The organism is Schaalia sp. Marseille-Q2122, from assembly GCF_903645355.1.
Classification (GTDB): domain Bacteria; phylum Actinomycetota; class Actinomycetes; order Actinomycetales; family Actinomycetaceae; genus Pauljensenia.
This window is the reverse complement of record NZ_CAHJXR010000001.1, coordinates 70095-84560: the sequence shown is the minus strand read 5'-3', so window position 1 is coordinate 84560 and position 14466 is coordinate 70095. Positions and strand designations below refer to the sequence as shown.

The window sequence follows — 14466 nt, the reverse complement described above, 5'->3', positions numbered from 1 at the left end:
TCATGTCTCTTCCACCCCGGATTTGCTTAAAAGTACTGACCGGAGGCATTTTACTCCCCCATCGCGTGCAGGGCACAGTCGACCTCGACACAGACCATCTCGCCCACTGGAGGGATCTGCTCCTGAGGATCCACCCGAGCCACCAGCGTGTACTCCTCGGCGCCTTCACGCAAGACGATGTCCACCAGGCGGCAGTGCCCGAGGAATCGAATCCCCCGCACCTGCCCGTGTACCGTGGTGCCCCCGCAGCGGGGCGAGGCCACCTCTTGGCCGCATGCCCGTAGGGTCACGTTCTCTGGGCGGACCAGCACAGCGCTGCGGCCTCGTCCTTCGCACGCAACCCGGGTGGTCACCTCGCCGACGGGCGTGCGTAGGCACTCGCCTCGTCCTTCAATAGGGCCAAGGGCTGGCAGGATGCAGGCGTCCCCCACGAAGGACGCAACCCACGCGTCGGCAGGCGAAAAGTACAGGTCCTGCGGGCTGCCGACCTGCACCAGGCGCCCCTCGCGCAAAACCGCCACCTGGTCCGAGCATGACAGGGCTTCTTGCTGATCGTGGGTGATGAGCAGAGTCGGCAGGTTCTGCTCGCGCAAGATGGCGAAGACCTCGTCGCGCACGCGCATCCTCAACGAAGGGTCAAGGGCGCTGAAGGGTTCGTCAAGCAGGAGCATCCGCGGTTCGGGGGCGAGCGCTCGGGCGAGGGCGACGCGCTGCTGCTGCCCGCCGGAGAGCTCGTGGGGCATGCGTTCGCCCAGCCCATCAAGGCCAACAAGGGCGAGGAGTTCACATACGCGCGGATGTTTCATGGCGGCCCTGCGGCTCACCCCGCGCAGACCGTAGGCAATATTGGCGGCCACCGTCAGATGCTGAAAGAGCGCGCCTTCCTGGGGAACCAAGCCCACGCCGCGTTTTTCGACGGGCACGCCGGCTTGCCCGTCGAGGAGCACCTCTCCTGAGGAGGCCGGGTGGAGGCCCGCCAGCACCCTCAAAAGAGTGGTCTTACCGCTGCCGGACTCGCCCAGGACGATGGTGACCTGGCCGGGCGGCGCCTCCATGCTCACTGAGCGCAGGACGGGCACGCCGGGAATGTAGTGGGCGCTGAGGTTGCGAATGATTGCGCTCATGCGATGGTTACCTTCCGGGCGAGCATCACGGCGGGGATGAGTCCGACGAGGACGAGGGCGAGGGCGACGGGGGCGGAGGCGCCGTAGGCTCCCAGGGAGCTACTATTCCACAATTCCGTAGCCAGCGTATTCACGCCGGTGGGGCGCAGCATGAGAGTGACGGGTAGTTCTTTCATGACGGCGGTGGCGACGAGCAGCCAGGCTGCGCCGATGGCGGGCAGGGCTTGGGGGAGGCTGACGCGCCACCACACTCGCAGGGGCCCATCCCCCAGGGTGCGCGCGGTGTCTTCTGCGGCAGCGGACACTTGCTGGAATCCGGCCCGCATCGCCCCGACGCCCTTGGACATGTACAGCAACACGAGGGCGATGACGAGGGCGCCGAGGGTTTGGTAGGCCCAGGGAGTGAGGGTGAGGGTCAGTGACACCATTGCCAGGGCCAGGACCACACCGGGCAGGGCGTGGCCGGAGAAGGTTGCGATCTCAAGCAGGGTGACCAGTCGGGAGCGTAGGCGGGCGGCAATATAGCTCAAGGGCAGGCCCAGGATGACGGCGACGCTGGCTGCCGCGAAGCCGATGAGCAGGGTCATGGCGCCTGCGTCGACCATGCGCCCCCAGTTGGTGTCGTAGCGTGTGTTGAGGGCTGCGCGCACAAGGAGGGCGAGGATGGGTGCTGCGACGGACAGTGCCGCGATCGTTGTGAGGACGAGGGTGACGCCGCCGGTTCCTAACGTTGTCAAGCGGGTGGGGGCGGGGCGGTAGTTGGTGCGGATGCTGGCGTGGTGGCGTGCCCTCAGGAGGTTTTCGACGATGACGAGCCCAGCGGCGATGAGGGTGATGACGACACCCATTGCTGCGGGCGCGGAGCGTGAGGCGCCCGCTGCGAGGAGGGCGAAGACACCGGTGGTGAGGGTGTCGTAGCGGAGCATTGCGGGGGCTCCGAAGTCAGCGAGGGTGTAGAGGGCGACGACCAGTGTGCCTGCTGCGGCTGCGGGAAGGATTTGGGGCAGGGTGATGGTGAAGAAGACGTGTGCGCGGCTGCGTCCCAGGGTGCGTGCGACGTCGGCGGAGGCGTGGTCTGCTTGGAGGAAGGCTGCGATGCTTGGGACGGTGACGAAGGGGGTAGAAGCTGCGCTCATGACGGCTACGAGCGGCCAGAACCCGGTGATTTGGGGAAAGACGGAGAGCCAGGCGAAGGCTCCGACGAAGCTGGGGATGGACAGGGGGAGGCAGGCGAGGACGACCCAGAGGCGCGGGGTGGGCAGGCGTAGGCGGGTAATGGCCCATGCTGTGCTCACGCCGATGAGCGTGGCGACGCTGCATACGGCAAGGACGAGGGCCAGGGTGTTGCCAAAGAGGCGGGCAACACGGGGGCGGAGGAGGGCGGCGGTGGCCTCGTGGAGCCCGTCGTGGAATGCGCGCTCAACGAGGTAGATCACTGGCGTCAGGGCGGCGATGGCCACGAGGATGCTTGCTGCGATGAGCAGGGGCGGCAGATGGCGTGTGGTGGCGGCACGGGCTGAGCGTGAGGCACGGGCTGAGCGTGGAGCGCGGGGAAGGTGAGTGGTCATGGTGGACACGTGCAGGGTCGCCCTGACACGCTGGTGGCGTTCAGGGCGACCCTGGTCAGTGGAGTGTCGGTCAGATCAGGCCGACCTTGGTGAGCAGTTCGACGGTCTTGTCCAGGGAGGACAGGTCGCTCAGCGCAACGTCGGGTGCGCCCAGGTCCTTGAGGGCGGGGACGTTCTTGGGGCCTTCCTTACCGGAGACGAGGGGGTACTCGAAGGTTTCCTTGAGGAAGTAGTCTTGCCCCTTGTCCGAGAGCAGGTAGTTGACGAATTCCTTGGCGTTGGCGTTGTTTTCTGCGCCCTTGAGGATGCCCACACCGGTGACGTTGACGAGGGCGGAGACGCTGCCAGCGTCGCCGAACTTCAGCTGTGCGCGAAGGGTGGTGGGGTCTTGCTCGGAGCGTGCCCAGTAGTAGTGGTTGATGAGGCCCAGGGAGACGGTGCCGTTGTTGACGGCTTCGAGGATTTCGCCGTTCTTGGCGAAGATCTGGGCGTTGTTGGCCTGGAGGCCCTTGAGCCACTCTTCGGTCTTTTCTTCGCCTTCGGTGACGCGCATGGCGGTGACGAAGGACTGGAAGGAGGCGTTGGAGGGGGCGATGCCGATCTTGCCGTCCCACTTGGGGTCGGTGAGATCGAAGACGTTGCCGGGAACCTCTTCAGCTGTGAGGGTTTCACTGTCGTAGGCGATGACGCGGGCGCGGCCGGTCAGGCCCACCCAGGAGCCGTCCTTGGAGGTGTATGTGGCGTCGACCTTGCTGGTGACGTCGCTGGGAAGGGTGGAGAACATGCCCTTACCGGAGACGAGGCCGAGTGCGCCGGCGTCTTGGGAGAGGAAGACGTGTGCGGGGGTCTTGTCGCCTTCTTCGAGGAGCTGTGCGGCAAGTTCGGGGGTGCCAGCGTAGCGGACGTCGACCTTGATGCCGGTGTCTGCGGTGAATTGCTCAAGCAGGGGTGCGACGAGTTTTTCGTTGCGGCCGGAGTAGACGACGAGGGTGTCGTCGCCGGCGGCGGTGGCAGACTGGGCAGCCTCGCTCTGTGCTGCGGTATCAGCTGCAGACTGTGCAGCGGACTGGGGTGCGGTGCCGGAGCTGCATGCGCTCAGGCTGACGAGGGCGGCAGCGGTGAGTGCTGCGGTGGCAAAACGGCGAATACGCATGGATTTCTTTCCTCTATTGCGGGGCAATGCGTGTTGGGTGGTGCTCGCGGTGCTGCGGAGCGTCATCTTGAGGGCAGCAGCACCTGAGCCGAAAGTCCCAACAATTAGAGAAGAGTAGCGTTACCTAATTTCCTTCGCAAGCGATCTGACGGAAGGTCAGCACGATTGACGCTATTGCGCGCCCCCGCATAGAAATCCCCTACATCTCCCAGATCTCTTCCAGGTTATTGGGTGGCCGGCTCCGAAGAATCCACATACATCCGCTGCAGGCGATAGCGCGTATTTCGGATATGCTCCGCCATCAGCGACCTAGCGCCCTCAGGATCACGATTCCTCATGGCTGCAATGAGGCGCCGATGCCCCTCGTCACTACTGGCTTTAAAAGCCTGCGCACCCTCGCCCGTAAACACTCGATAGTCGCCGCCACGCTGATGGATTGTCTCCAGCAGAGCACCAATCATCTCATCACCACCGCCCTGGATGAGCAATGAGTGGAAGAGGTGGTCCAACTCAGCGGCCTGCGGATCATCCGCCTCCAGGGCAGCGACCCGCATGACCAGCGCTTCTAATTCGTCTAAGTCAGCGTCAGACATCCTGGCCGTCGCCTGAGCAGCCAGATAGCTCTCCAACACCTCTCGCAGTGGAAACAATTCCAACAGGCGCTCAACGGGCAGGAGGGGAACCACCATTGCCAAGCCGGTCATGAGGCTTGTGGCCTTCATGTCGGAGACAACCGGTTTGCCGGAAGGCTCAAGCACCCCGGCCACAGCAAGCATGCGCTGGGCCTCGCGGAGCGAACCGCGTGACACGCCCAGGGCCGCAGCGAGCTCAACCTCGCCGGGCAGACGCTGACCAGGTTTGAGTTCACCGGAGGCGATGAGCTGACAGATGCCTTCTCGCGCCGTATCTACCGCTCCCATAACTTCCTCACCTTTTGTCCAACAAAATCGTTCCATATCGCAATACGTAGTGCTACGTTTGAACTGTATGTCCGACAACGCGGTCAACGATGACTAGCGCGCACCACATTTATTCTCCTACCTCACCCACATAGTTGAGGAGTTGATGTGACCACCATACAAACCTGGGACGAACTTGATGCCCGTCCCATCCCCCAATGGTTCCAAGACGCACGATTCGGCATCTTCATTCACTGGGGACCCTACTCAGTCCCCGCATGGCGCTCAACCAACAACGAACTCTTCGGCTCCTACGCCGAGTGGTACTACGCCTCCGTCTACGGCCCCTACCGTAACAACGACGGGGACTACCACGCGCGCACCTGGGGACCAAAGTTCCGCTACCGCGACTTCGCTCCCCTCCTCAGCGCTGAACATTTCAACGCCGACGAGTGGGCCGCCCTCTTCCAACAGGCAGGGGCACGCTATGTCGTTCTCACCTCCAAGCACCACGATGGCTACTGCATGTGGACCACCGACAACCCCCACAAGAAAGGCTGGAATAGCGGCGATGTCGGCCCCCACCGAGACCTCCTCGGAGAGCTCGCAAATGCCGTGCGCGCCGTCGGCCTGAAAATGGGACTCTACTACTCCATGCCAGAGTGGGAAACCCACCGCAGTCACCGCTGCGAGGGCGGCTACTTCATCCCCGAGGAAGACGCCCAACGCTTCGGCATTCCACCCGAACGCTACGTCGACGAGATCCTCCACCCCCAGTGGAAGGAACTCAATGAAAAATACGCGCCCTCCCTCATCTACACCGATGGAGGCGAATGGGACCTGGATGAGGACTACGTCCGCACTCGTGAGCTGCTGACCTGGCTCTACACCCAAGCTCCCAACCGCAACGAGGTCGTCGTCAATGACCGCATGCACGTGGGTATGCCGGGCGCACACGGCGACTACTACTCCACCGAATACGCCGATGTGGAAGGCTACGGGCAGCGCCACCCCTGGGAGGAGAGCCGCGGGATTGGCAAATCCTACGGCTACAACCAGGCCGAAACCCCCGACTCCTACCTGCCTGCCTCCCAACTCATTGACCTCCTCATCCGCACCGTCGGCAGCGGAGGTAATTTCCTTCTCAATGTCGGCCCCACTGCCGACGGACGCATCCCCGACATCCAACGCCACCGCCTCGAAGAGATCGGCCGTTGGATGGACGTCAACGGCTCGGCCATCTACCAGACGCGCCCCCTGGCTGGCGACCTTCCCGAAGGCGTGTATGCCGTGCGCTCACACGCCTCTGACGAGGACGACGCCGTGTACCTCCTATGCACCTCACAGGCTCCTTCACGCATCCCCCTGCCCTGGCCCATTGCCTCGGCTCACGTCATGGGCTGCAGCGACGCACTGCCCTACGACGGCTCCTCCATTGACCTTGGTGACACCACCCCAATGCCCTGCACAGTGACGTGCATGGGCGTGGAAAGGAATTAGCATGTCGACCACGACGCAGGCTCCCACCCCGCCTCCCCTTGAACGCACCCCCGAAACCACCAAAGAGCCCCGATTCTGGCACGCTCTCGCTCCCGTCCTTTTGCTTGTTGTCCTCATCGTCTGGGGCATGATCATTGGACCGATGGTCTTTGACCTGCCTGCATGGCCGCTTGAGTTCACCTTCCTCGCCGCAGCCCTGGGCACCTGGCCCCTATTGCTGTGGCTGGGTTTCCGTTTCGATTCCATCTCGCGCACCATGGCCGAACGCACCCGCACTGCCTTACCGGCCATTTGGATGCTCGCAGCGATTGGTATTCTCATTGGCTCGTGGACGGCTGCGGGCACGATCCCCATGCTCGTCCACTACGGCATGCTATTGGTCAGCCCCGCCTGGATTTACGTCGTCGCCCTCTTGCTGACCTCGCTCTTTTCTGTGCTGACCGGCACCTCGTGGGGTTCTGCCGGCACCATTGGCGTCGTGTTGATCAATGTCGGTATCGCCACCGACGCTCATATGGGTCTGCTCGCTGCGGCGATCATCTCGGGCGCCTACTTCGGCGATAAGATGTCACCCCTGTCGGATACGACGAATATGGCGGCCATGGGTGCGGGCACTCCCCTGTACTCCCACGTCCGATCCATGGTGAACACGACCGGCCCCGCCTACCTCGTCGCCCTCGTATTGACCGTGATCTTTGGCTTCATGCAGCCCACGAAGAGCGGTGTCGACGTCGAGGCTTTCACGCGCCCCGTTGCTGACGATCTTGCCTCTGCTTTCAGCTTCTCGCCGCTGGTGTGGCTACCGCTGCTGGTCATGCTGACCGGCGCGGCTCTTCGCAAGGCTCCACTGCCAACCCTGCTGTATTCGGCGGTGACCGGCGGCCTGGTTGCCATTATCGTGCAGGGCTTCAGTTTCGATCAGATGATTCAGTCACTGATTAATGGCGTCACCATTGATATGACAGCGGTAGGTTCAGCTGACAAGATCGGCGAGCAAGCCCTGGCAATCATCCAACGAGGCGGCCTGTACTCCATGGCCAGTGCGGTCATCATCACCCTGTGCGTGTTCATGTATATCGGCTCTTTGGACCTCATCAACGCCATGGGCACAGTGGTTGACAAGGCCTTCGGTCACATGAAGTCACGCCCCGGAATCATCATCGCTTCGCTGCTGAGCTCGGCCTTCGTCAATGGTTTCTCCTCCAACCAGTACGCCACCTCCTTCATCATTGGCGCCGCCTTTGGGCCCAAGTACGACGAGGCCGGTATCGACCGCAAGGTCTTGTCGCGCTCCATTGAGGACTACGGCACCTTCATTGAGCCCATGCTCCCCTGGACAACAACCGGCGTGTTCATGGTGACAACCCTGGGCGTTGCCTACGCCGACTACGTGCCCTACATGTTCTTGCAGTGGGCGAACTTCATCATCGCTCCGCTCCTGGCCATCACGGGCATCGGTTGCTTCTACGGCGCGAAGAACACGCGGAAGTGATCCTCCACGCGGCCTGAGCGCAAGCCCGGCAAAACACAGGGGCCTCGGATGTTTTCACATCCGAGGCCCCTGCCTTCGGGGTGGCTGACGGGACTCGAACCCGCGACGTCCTGGACCACAACCAGGTGCTCTACCAACTGAACTACAGCCACCATCGCGCTCCGCTAAGCGGTGCAACAGGTAAGAACTTTAGCAGCTCTCCCCCAACTCTTCCAAACTCCACAGCCCCGATGGCACTGTGATCTGCCCCGCTCAGCAGCTAGGCCCACCCCAAGTCATGGAGCTGATCATCATCAAAACCAAAGAAATGGCCGATTTCATGCACCAGTGTCACACGGATCTCCTCGGCAACGTCATCTACCGTGTCGCAGATTGCCAGGGTCGGATTACGGAACACGAAAACGCGATCAGGTAAGACACCCGCGTAGTCGTCACGCTCGGTAATCGGCACCCCATCGTATAAGCCGAGGATGTCAGAGGGTTCAGAAGCGGGCGGCTCATCCTCGACAAGGACAACCAGGTTCTCCACCTGATCCCAAAACTCATCCGGAATGACATCAATAGCCTCGTCGACAAGGGCCTCAAAGTCTTCCCGGCTCATCTCGATGGGCATCCGCGCACTCCTTTCCCCTGCTCACGCCCTCGTTTTTTCTCGACGAACGCCACGCTCACGCCGGTCGACATGAGGAAAGCCCGGCACCGGGCCAGGCTTTCCTTCACGCACCTCCAGCGACGGCTAGCATCACCAGAAGGCGCGCATCGCGATCGCGTCAGCAAAATTACCCAGCGCAGCCGGGTGCGACGTCAAGTACAGGTCGGCATCCACCAGGGATGCTTCCATCACGCGGAAAGAGCCCTTCCCGTCAGGCACCACGTCCACGCGGTTAAAGAGGAACTGCTCATCGCGGCCCATGCGCTGACGCACGTAGGCGTGCATGACGGCGCGAATCTGCTCACCCCAACGCCACTGCTCCTCGGAGGCCTCCTGGCTGGTCACGACAGCCTCGTGCATGGAGGGCTCGGTCACGGAAGACGGATGCAGCATGGCGCGCTTTTCCACCGAGTGCGACATCAAGCCATTGAAGAAGATCAGGGAGATCTCGCCGTGAATGTCAATTTCTTCCATGTAGCGCTGCACCATGACCGAACGCCCCTGGTCCAGCAGGGTTGCGGCCTGACTAATGGCCGCCTGACGCTGGTAGGGGTCATTGGCGGTGTAACGGCCAATGTCACGGACGCCCGAGGACACTGCGGGCTTGACGACGAAGTCTGACAGGGCAGGGAAGCGCGAGTGGAGCTGCTGCTTTTGCAGCTTCTGCTCAGGCTCCAGCCAGGTCGTGGGAATGACTGGCAGTCCCATGCGCTCAAGCTCAATCATGTAGTGCTTGTCAGAGTTCCACTCCAGCACATCAGGGTGGTTGAGGATACGAGGCACCCGCTTGGTCCATTCCAAGAATCCCTGACGGTTCTGCGCGTAGTCAGACACCGAACGCACAACCGTCAGCCCTGCCTGCGACCAGTCCTCATCGGGATCATTCCACACGGCGATGCGCGGATCCGTCCCGCGTTCCGCAAGCGCATCCAGCAGGCCTGCTTCATCGGAGTAAAGGTTGGGCATGTCAGCAGAAGTGACCAGAGTAATCCGAGGCTTCGTCATGCTTCACACGTTACCGGATGACACCCCTTTTTTGCGCGTCCCACTGCGGTAATTCCCCGCGAGGTTATCGGTTCACACCTCCTGCACTAACGACCGCGCCCCCTCCCTAGCTAAACGGGGAGGGGGCGCGGTCGTTCGCAGACCGAGATCGTTTTAGCGCAAGCCCAGGGGACGAGCCGCAGCAACCTGCAAGAGCTGATCGACCAGCTCCGGGTAACTCAAGCCAGCAGTGGCCCACACCTGCGGGTACATGGAATAGGGGGTGAAACCAGGCATGGTATTAACTTCATTAATGCTGATCGCACCCGTATTCGGATCGTAGAAGAAGTCCACGCGAGCCAAACCCTCGCAGGCCAGCGCCTCAAAAGCACGCACTGCCGTGCGACGAATCTCAGACTCCGCCACAGGATCAATGGACGCAGGACACTCCAAACCAATGGCGTCAGTGTCCACATACTTCGAGTCGTAGTCATAGAAGCCGCCCTCGGGAACCACGATCTCACCCAAGGGAGCTGTCGACAGTGACCCGTCCAGGCCTTCAAGGACACCACACTCGATCTCTCGGCCCACTGTGGAGGCCTCGACAATGACGCGCGGGTCGTGCGCCTGAGCCTCGTCCATCGCAGCAGCCAGAGCTTCGGGCCCATCCACGCGGGTAATCCCCAGCGAGGATCCCGCACGGCAAGGCTTGACGAACACCGGGTAGCCCAAGTGGGCGACGCGGCTTTCCACACCCTCACGGTCGCCAGCCCAGTCGCGGGCGGTGACCAGCTCCCAGCGGCCCACCTCAATGCCGGCAGCCTTAAGCACGGTCTTCGTCAGGTGCTTATCCATGCTGATCGCCGAGGACATCACACCACAGCCCACGTAGCGCACATCGGACATTTCCATGAGGCCCTGAATCGTGCCATCCTCACCGTAGGGGCCATGAATGAGCGGCAAGACCACGTCAACGGCACCAAGATCATTGACACTGACCGCGCGGGAGGCGCCGGCCTCGCCCTCGTAGGTCACTTCCAGCAGCGAGGCGCCGCCGGGGCTGAGCATAAGGCGAGTGTCGCCCGCCACCACCTGCTGGCCGCCCTGATCCGTGAACTCAAAGAGCGTCGGATCGTCCTCGACGCGCACCCACTGCCCGTCGCGGGTAATACCGGTGGGCAGAACATCCCACTTTTCACGGTCAATGGCTCGCATAAATGCGGCCGCAGTTGCGCACGAGATTTCGTGTTCGCCAGAGCGGCCCCCAAAAACCAGGAGGACACGCGGGCGGGTCGGAGCAGCAGTCATATCAGACATCATGGAGATAACACTATCGTTCAGCGGCCCGAAGAACCGCATTTTGAATGCGGCCAGCTCAGATCAGCTCGATCTTCCAGCCGTCCTTCTTCATTGGGCGCGACAGGAGCATTTCGCCCATCTCCCGCACACTCGCACCCTCGTGAACAACGCGGACCACGCCTTCGGTGATCGGCATGTCCACGCCCAGGGAGTGAGCAAGTTCAAGGATCGGTCGGGCCGCGCGCGCACCCTCCACCACGCCCGGGGAGACCGCGAGCGCATCCTCGCAACTCATGCCCTGGCCGATACGCACCCCAAAAGAGTAGTTGCGTGACAAGCGCGAGGAGCAGGTGGCGACAAGGTCACCCACGCCGGAGAGTCCGGCGAAGGTGCCGGGGTCGGCGCCCAGACGCGTACCTAGGCGTGTCATTTCAGCCAGGCCGCGGGTGATGAGGGTGGAGCGGGAGTTAATACCCAGGCCAAAGCCCTCCGCAGCGCCGATGGCGACGGCAATGACGTTCTTGGTGGCGCCGGCGATTTCGCAGCCGATGACGTCAGTGGAGACGTAGGGGCGGAAGTAGGGGGTGTGGCAGGCTTCAGCGATTTGTGTGGCGAGGTCGGCGTCCTCGCAGGCGATGACGGTGGCCGTGGGGTTGTGTTCGGCGATCTCGCGGGAGAGGTTCGGGCCGGAGAGCACTGCGACGCGTTGCGAGGCGATGCCGGTGGCCTCGGTAATCATCTGGTGGACGGTTTTGTGGGTGCCCAGTTCCAGGCCCTTGGCGAGGGAGACGATGGCGGTGCCTTCGGGCAGGAGGGTGCTGGCGCGGCTGAGGGTCTCGCGCACGGCGGCCACGGGGATTGCAACGGCGACGAGGTCGGCGCCCTGGAGGGCTTCGCCGAGGTCGTCGGTGGCGCTCAGGGACGGGGAGAGTTCAATACCGGGAAGGTAGGTGGAGTTCTCGCCTTCGTTGATGAGGGTATTGGTCTGGCGGTTGCGACCCCAGAGGCGCACCTTCATTCCGCTGTCGGCCAATACTTGAGCGAAGGTGGTGCCCCACGCTCCGGTTCCCAGGACTGTTGCTTGCATCATCGGCATAGTCTTGATCCTAGTGGCATGATGGTATTACGTCGTAGTTGAGGAGCCAAAATGTCGACGATACCCTCTGCTAGCCCTCGCCGACGAGGGCGTTGCCTTCCCCTTCGACGCGCCGTTGGTGGCGCTGTTTTCCTCACGCTTGTGTCTCTCGGCGCGCTTGTGCTAGCCGGTTGTACGCTACGCAGCCCAGACGTTACGGCAGATACTCAATCTGCACCGGATCTGCCTGCCTCGACCGGCCTCTCTCCTGCCCCGCAGAGCGACCAGCCTGAGTCCTCCTCCCCTTCTGAACCCACGCCTGCACCTCAGCAGCCTTCCCCGCAGACGCCGAGCGCGTCGGAAGACTCAACCTCGCCCATTCGCGGCGAACACTACTGGACACGGGAGGTTGACACAATCACCTTCGAAGACCTCGCCCTCCCTACATCCATGGTCCTGCGTGATCTGCGCGTGGGGGAACACCCCACCTTTTACCGCGTTGTCCTTGAATTTGACACCATTGAGGGGACGCCCCTGATCGGCGATATGCCTGAGCACGCCCGCGACCCGTGGCGTGTCATTGCTGGGTGGGTGGATGTTCCCGTTGACCAGCTCAGCGGGTTTCCCATTGAGGTGGCGGGCAACGCCTTCCTTGACCTCAATATCTCCCACACTTTCATGCCTGATTCCCCGGAGCTAGCCGCCCGGTACCGCGACAGGCCCACCGAGGTCAGCCTGGGCCCCGTTGAGGTGGTCAATAACTACACCTTTGAAGGCAATACGCATATTGCCATCGGTTTGGATACCCAGCGTGACATTCAAATGGGCTACCTGCTAGAGCCCGCGCGCCTCGTCATTGATGTGAAGAAGTAGCTATTTCTTGATCCTCTGAGCTGCGCCTATCCTCGCTCGGACGACGGTGGCATGATGGACACATCACCCTATTGAGGAGGTTTTATGTCCACCCATCGCTACACCACCGCCCGAGTGTTGAGCGGCCTGCTTGCCGTCGGCGTTGCCGCCACCATGGTTGCTGCCTGCACTGCGCCTGGCACCAACGGCTCCAGCGGAGCAGCTGAGCCCGCATTCAAAGCGAATGAGCTCAGCGGTGGTGACGCCCCGCAGTCCATCCCGACCTACACGCGCAAGGTTGGCGAGAACCTTGACCCGATCGGCGGGGGTGAGGAGGCGTGGACCCTTGAGGTCGGTGCTCGCTCCATTGAAGACTCCGCTGTGCCTTCCTCCTTGGTCTTCCATGATGTGCGTGTGGGCGAACACGCTGATTTCTACCGTGTCGTCCTCGAGTTCAAGAAGGATCCCAGTGTTGAGGCCACGACCGACCAGGCCGATGCCTGGGACGCCGAGCTTGCATGGGTGGACGCTCCTGTCACCCTCGGTAAGGGCGATGCGATGGAGTCTGAAGGCAAGGCTTTCCTTGACGTGACCGTTGGCCGCACGGTGATGGCCAGCACCCCTGAGCTGGAAGAGCTCTACTTCGCGGGCGCCAAGTCCGTGAAGATCGGCCCGCTGGAGGTCCTCGTTGACGGCACCGTGGAGGATAAGACTCACGTCGTTATCTCCATGGATGAGCAGCACCCTGTCCAGACGGGTTTCCTCACCCGACCTGCGCGTCTGGTCATTGACGTCAAGAAGTGACGCGCTGACACTGGCACGAACACTGACGCTGACAGCCGCACCGGCCCTGGCCTTGCCCGTGCCCGTGGTAGGCCAGCACGCCGCGCTTTAACGTGCAGCAATAGTGCGCGCCCCAATTAAACGTGCGCCCACGCAAGATAAACGAGGCACCCGCCCACTCCCTTCTGCAGCGAAGGACAGCTGGGCGGGTGCCTCGTTCATCGTCGGGAGCGTCAGCCCTTGAGGGAACGACCCCGCTTGGCCAGGGAGCGACGCCACTTCGAAAAACGCCCCAGCGTCTTCTTATCCGGCCCGCTCATCACCGAAGAATCCCAAGGCTTCGCAGGGGCCTTCTCGCCGCGGATCTCTTCAACACCCTTGACGATCGCCGCGTGAATACGGCGCGTCGCTTCCTGCACGGCCTCGTGATTGGCCGAACCCTCCTCGGTCATCAGGTCGGACAGATCCACCGGCGGGCACACGCGGATAATGATCGGACGCTGCGGGCGCAGGTCAATGCTGGCGGCATAACGCGGGATGACCTCATGAGCACCCCACTGGGCGATGGGAATGACGGGCACGCCCGTATCCAACGCCAGGCGAGCAGCACCGGTCTTAGGCTTCATCGGCCACATCTGCGGGTCCCGAGTGAGCGTCCCCTCAGGGTAGATACCCACGCACTCGCCATCACGCAGCGCCTGACGCGCGTACTCGAGGACGGCTGCCGGGTCATCAGAGTTACGCTCAACGGGCACCATCCCCATAGAACGCAGAATCTGGCCAACGACAGGCGTCTTAAACAGCTCGGCCTTAGCGAGGAAACGCACCGGATAGCCGCGCTGCATCATGAAATGGGCGATGCACACCGGATCGAAGTTGGAAATGTGGTTCGGGGTGATGATGAAGGCGCCTTCGGCGGGAAGATGCTCCTCACCGGAGACATCCATCTTCACCCACGTGCCCATGAGGGGCTTAGCGATGCCCTTGACAACGCGATACAGGCCAGTGACCGGTTTGCTCATGGTTCCTCATCTTAATGCGTGAGCGCAGCGCTGACGGCACCGGCTCACATCTGAGATAGTGCA

The 14466-nt window shown here is 62.4% G+C and carries 13 protein-coding genes and 1 tRNA gene; 4 read left to right on the top strand and 10 right to left on the bottom strand.

Features of this window, described 5'->3' with window-relative positions:
• Window positions 1–50: 50 nt before the first annotated feature.
• From HWX48_RS00350 to HWX48_RS00335, 4 genes are all read right to left on the bottom strand, one after another.
• Window positions 51–1124 (bottom strand): ABC transporter ATP-binding protein, encoded by a 1074-nt coding sequence (locus HWX48_RS00350; protein WP_175953536.1) that lies wholly within the window; start codon window positions 1122–1124, stop codon window positions 51–53.
• Window positions 1121–2692: an iron ABC transporter permease gene (locus HWX48_RS00345; RefSeq protein ID WP_175953534.1), complete on the bottom strand. Its 1572-nt coding sequence runs from the start codon at window positions 2690–2692 to the stop codon at window positions 1121–1123. Before HWX48_RS00345 ends, HWX48_RS00350 begins: the two co-directional genes overlap by 4 nt.
• 70 nt (window positions 2693–2762) lie before the next feature.
• Window positions 2763–3845, bottom strand: coding sequence for an iron ABC transporter substrate-binding protein (locus HWX48_RS00340; RefSeq protein ID WP_175953532.1), 1083 nt, complete (start codon window positions 3843–3845; stop codon window positions 2763–2765).
• Window positions 3846–4069: 224 nt separating this feature from the next.
• Window positions 4070–4765 (bottom strand): FadR/GntR family transcriptional regulator, encoded by a 696-nt coding sequence (locus HWX48_RS00335; RefSeq protein ID WP_175953530.1) that lies wholly within the window; start codon window positions 4763–4765, stop codon window positions 4070–4072.
• Between the two features lie 147 nt (window positions 4766–4912).
• Between HWX48_RS00335 and HWX48_RS00330 the strand changes: the two genes are divergently transcribed.
• Together HWX48_RS00330 and HWX48_RS00325 are read left to right on the top strand one after the other, a co-directional pair.
• A complete protein-coding gene (locus tag HWX48_RS00330) occupies window positions 4913–6244 on the top strand; it encodes an alpha-L-fucosidase (RefSeq protein ID WP_254872886.1) in 1332 nt (443 codons plus the stop codon).
• A gap of 1 nt (window position 6245) precedes the next feature.
• On the top strand, window positions 6246–7736 hold the full coding sequence (locus HWX48_RS00325; protein ID WP_175953528.1) for a Na+/H+ antiporter NhaC family protein: 1491 nt from the start codon (window positions 6246–6248) through the stop codon (window positions 7734–7736).
• A gap of 79 nt (window positions 7737–7815) precedes the next feature.
• Here the strand turns inward: HWX48_RS00325 and HWX48_RS00320 are convergent.
• The 5 genes from HWX48_RS00320 to HWX48_RS00300 all read right to left on the bottom strand — a co-directional run bounded on the left by HWX48_RS00320 (window position 7816) and on the right by HWX48_RS00300 (window position 11767).
• Window positions 7816–7888 (bottom strand) — tRNA-His (locus HWX48_RS00320).
• A 107-nt stretch (window positions 7889–7995) separates the two neighbouring features.
• A complete protein-coding gene (locus HWX48_RS00315; RefSeq protein ID WP_175953526.1) occupies window positions 7996–8349 on the bottom strand; it encodes a metallopeptidase family protein in 354 nt (117 codons plus the stop codon).
• Window positions 8350–8478: 129 nt separating this feature from the next.
• On the bottom strand, window positions 8479–9393 hold the full coding sequence (locus tag HWX48_RS00310; protein ID WP_175953525.1) for a RimK family alpha-L-glutamate ligase: 915 nt from the start codon (window positions 9391–9393) through the stop codon (window positions 8479–8481).
• Window positions 9394–9546: 153 nt separating this feature from the next.
• Complete coding sequence (locus HWX48_RS00305) at window positions 9547–10680, bottom strand: D-alanine--D-alanine ligase family protein (protein WP_175953523.1); 1134 nt, start codon at window positions 10678–10680, stop codon at window positions 9547–9549.
• A gap of 67 nt (window positions 10681–10747) precedes the next feature.
• Window positions 10748–11767, bottom strand: a complete 1020-nt coding sequence (locus HWX48_RS00300) for an NAD(P)H-dependent glycerol-3-phosphate dehydrogenase (RefSeq protein ID WP_175953521.1) — start codon at window positions 11765–11767, stop codon at window positions 10748–10750.
• A gap of 51 nt (window positions 11768–11818) precedes the next feature.
• On the opposite strand from HWX48_RS00300, the gene HWX48_RS00295 reads away from it, so the two are divergent.
• Both HWX48_RS00295 and HWX48_RS00290 read left to right on the top strand, forming a co-directional pair.
• Window positions 11819–12619, top strand: coding sequence for a hypothetical protein (locus HWX48_RS00295; RefSeq protein WP_175953520.1), 801 nt, complete (start codon window positions 11819–11821; stop codon window positions 12617–12619).
• 84 nt (window positions 12620–12703) lie between these two features.
• A complete protein-coding gene (locus HWX48_RS00290; protein WP_175953518.1) occupies window positions 12704–13402 on the top strand; it encodes a hypothetical protein in 699 nt (232 codons plus the stop codon).
• Window positions 13403–13614: 212 nt separating this feature from the next.
• Here the strand turns inward: HWX48_RS00290 and HWX48_RS00285 are convergent, their stop codons facing one another.
• Complete coding sequence (locus HWX48_RS00285) at window positions 13615–14403, bottom strand: 1-acyl-sn-glycerol-3-phosphate acyltransferase (RefSeq protein ID WP_175953516.1); 789 nt, start codon at window positions 14401–14403, stop codon at window positions 13615–13617.
• Between the last annotated feature and the right edge of the window lie 63 nt (window positions 14404–14466).

Coding starts and splice junctions, on each gene's coding strand:
- HWX48_RS00350 (WP_175953536.1), bottom strand. CDS start 1,124: ATGAGCGCAATCATTCGCAACCTCAGCGCCCACTACATTCCCGGCGTG.
- HWX48_RS00345 (WP_175953534.1), bottom strand. CDS start 2,692: ATGACCACTCACCTTCCCCGCGCTCCACGCTCAGCCCGTGCCTCACGC.
- HWX48_RS00340 (WP_175953532.1), bottom strand. CDS start 3,845: ATGCGTATTCGCCGTTTTGCCACCGCAGCACTCACCGCTGCCGCCCTC.
- HWX48_RS00335 (WP_175953530.1), bottom strand. CDS start 4,765: ATGGGAGCGGTAGATACGGCGCGAGAAGGCATCTGTCAGCTCATCGCC.
- HWX48_RS00325 (WP_175953528.1), top strand. CDS start 6,246: ATGTCGACCACGACGCAGGCTCCCACCCCGCCTCCCCTTGAACGCACC.
- HWX48_RS00315 (WP_175953526.1), bottom strand. CDS start 8,349: ATGCCCATCGAGATGAGCCGGGAAGACTTTGAGGCCCTTGTCGACGAG.
- HWX48_RS00310 (WP_175953525.1), bottom strand. CDS start 9,393: ATGACGAAGCCTCGGATTACTCTGGTCACTTCTGCTGACATGCCCAAC.
- HWX48_RS00305 (WP_175953523.1), bottom strand. CDS start 10,680: ATGACTGCTGCTCCGACCCGCCCGCGTGTCCTCCTGGTTTTTGGGGGC.
- HWX48_RS00300 (WP_175953521.1), bottom strand. CDS start 11,767: ATGCCGATGATGCAAGCAACAGTCCTGGGAACCGGAGCGTGGGGCACC.
- HWX48_RS00295 (WP_175953520.1), top strand. CDS start 11,819: ATGTCGACGATACCCTCTGCTAGCCCTCGCCGACGAGGGCGTTGCCTT.
- HWX48_RS00290 (WP_175953518.1), top strand. CDS start 12,704: ATGTCCACCCATCGCTACACCACCGCCCGAGTGTTGAGCGGCCTGCTT.
- HWX48_RS00285 (WP_175953516.1), bottom strand. CDS start 14,403: ATGAGCAAACCGGTCACTGGCCTGTATCGCGTTGTCAAGGGCATCGCT.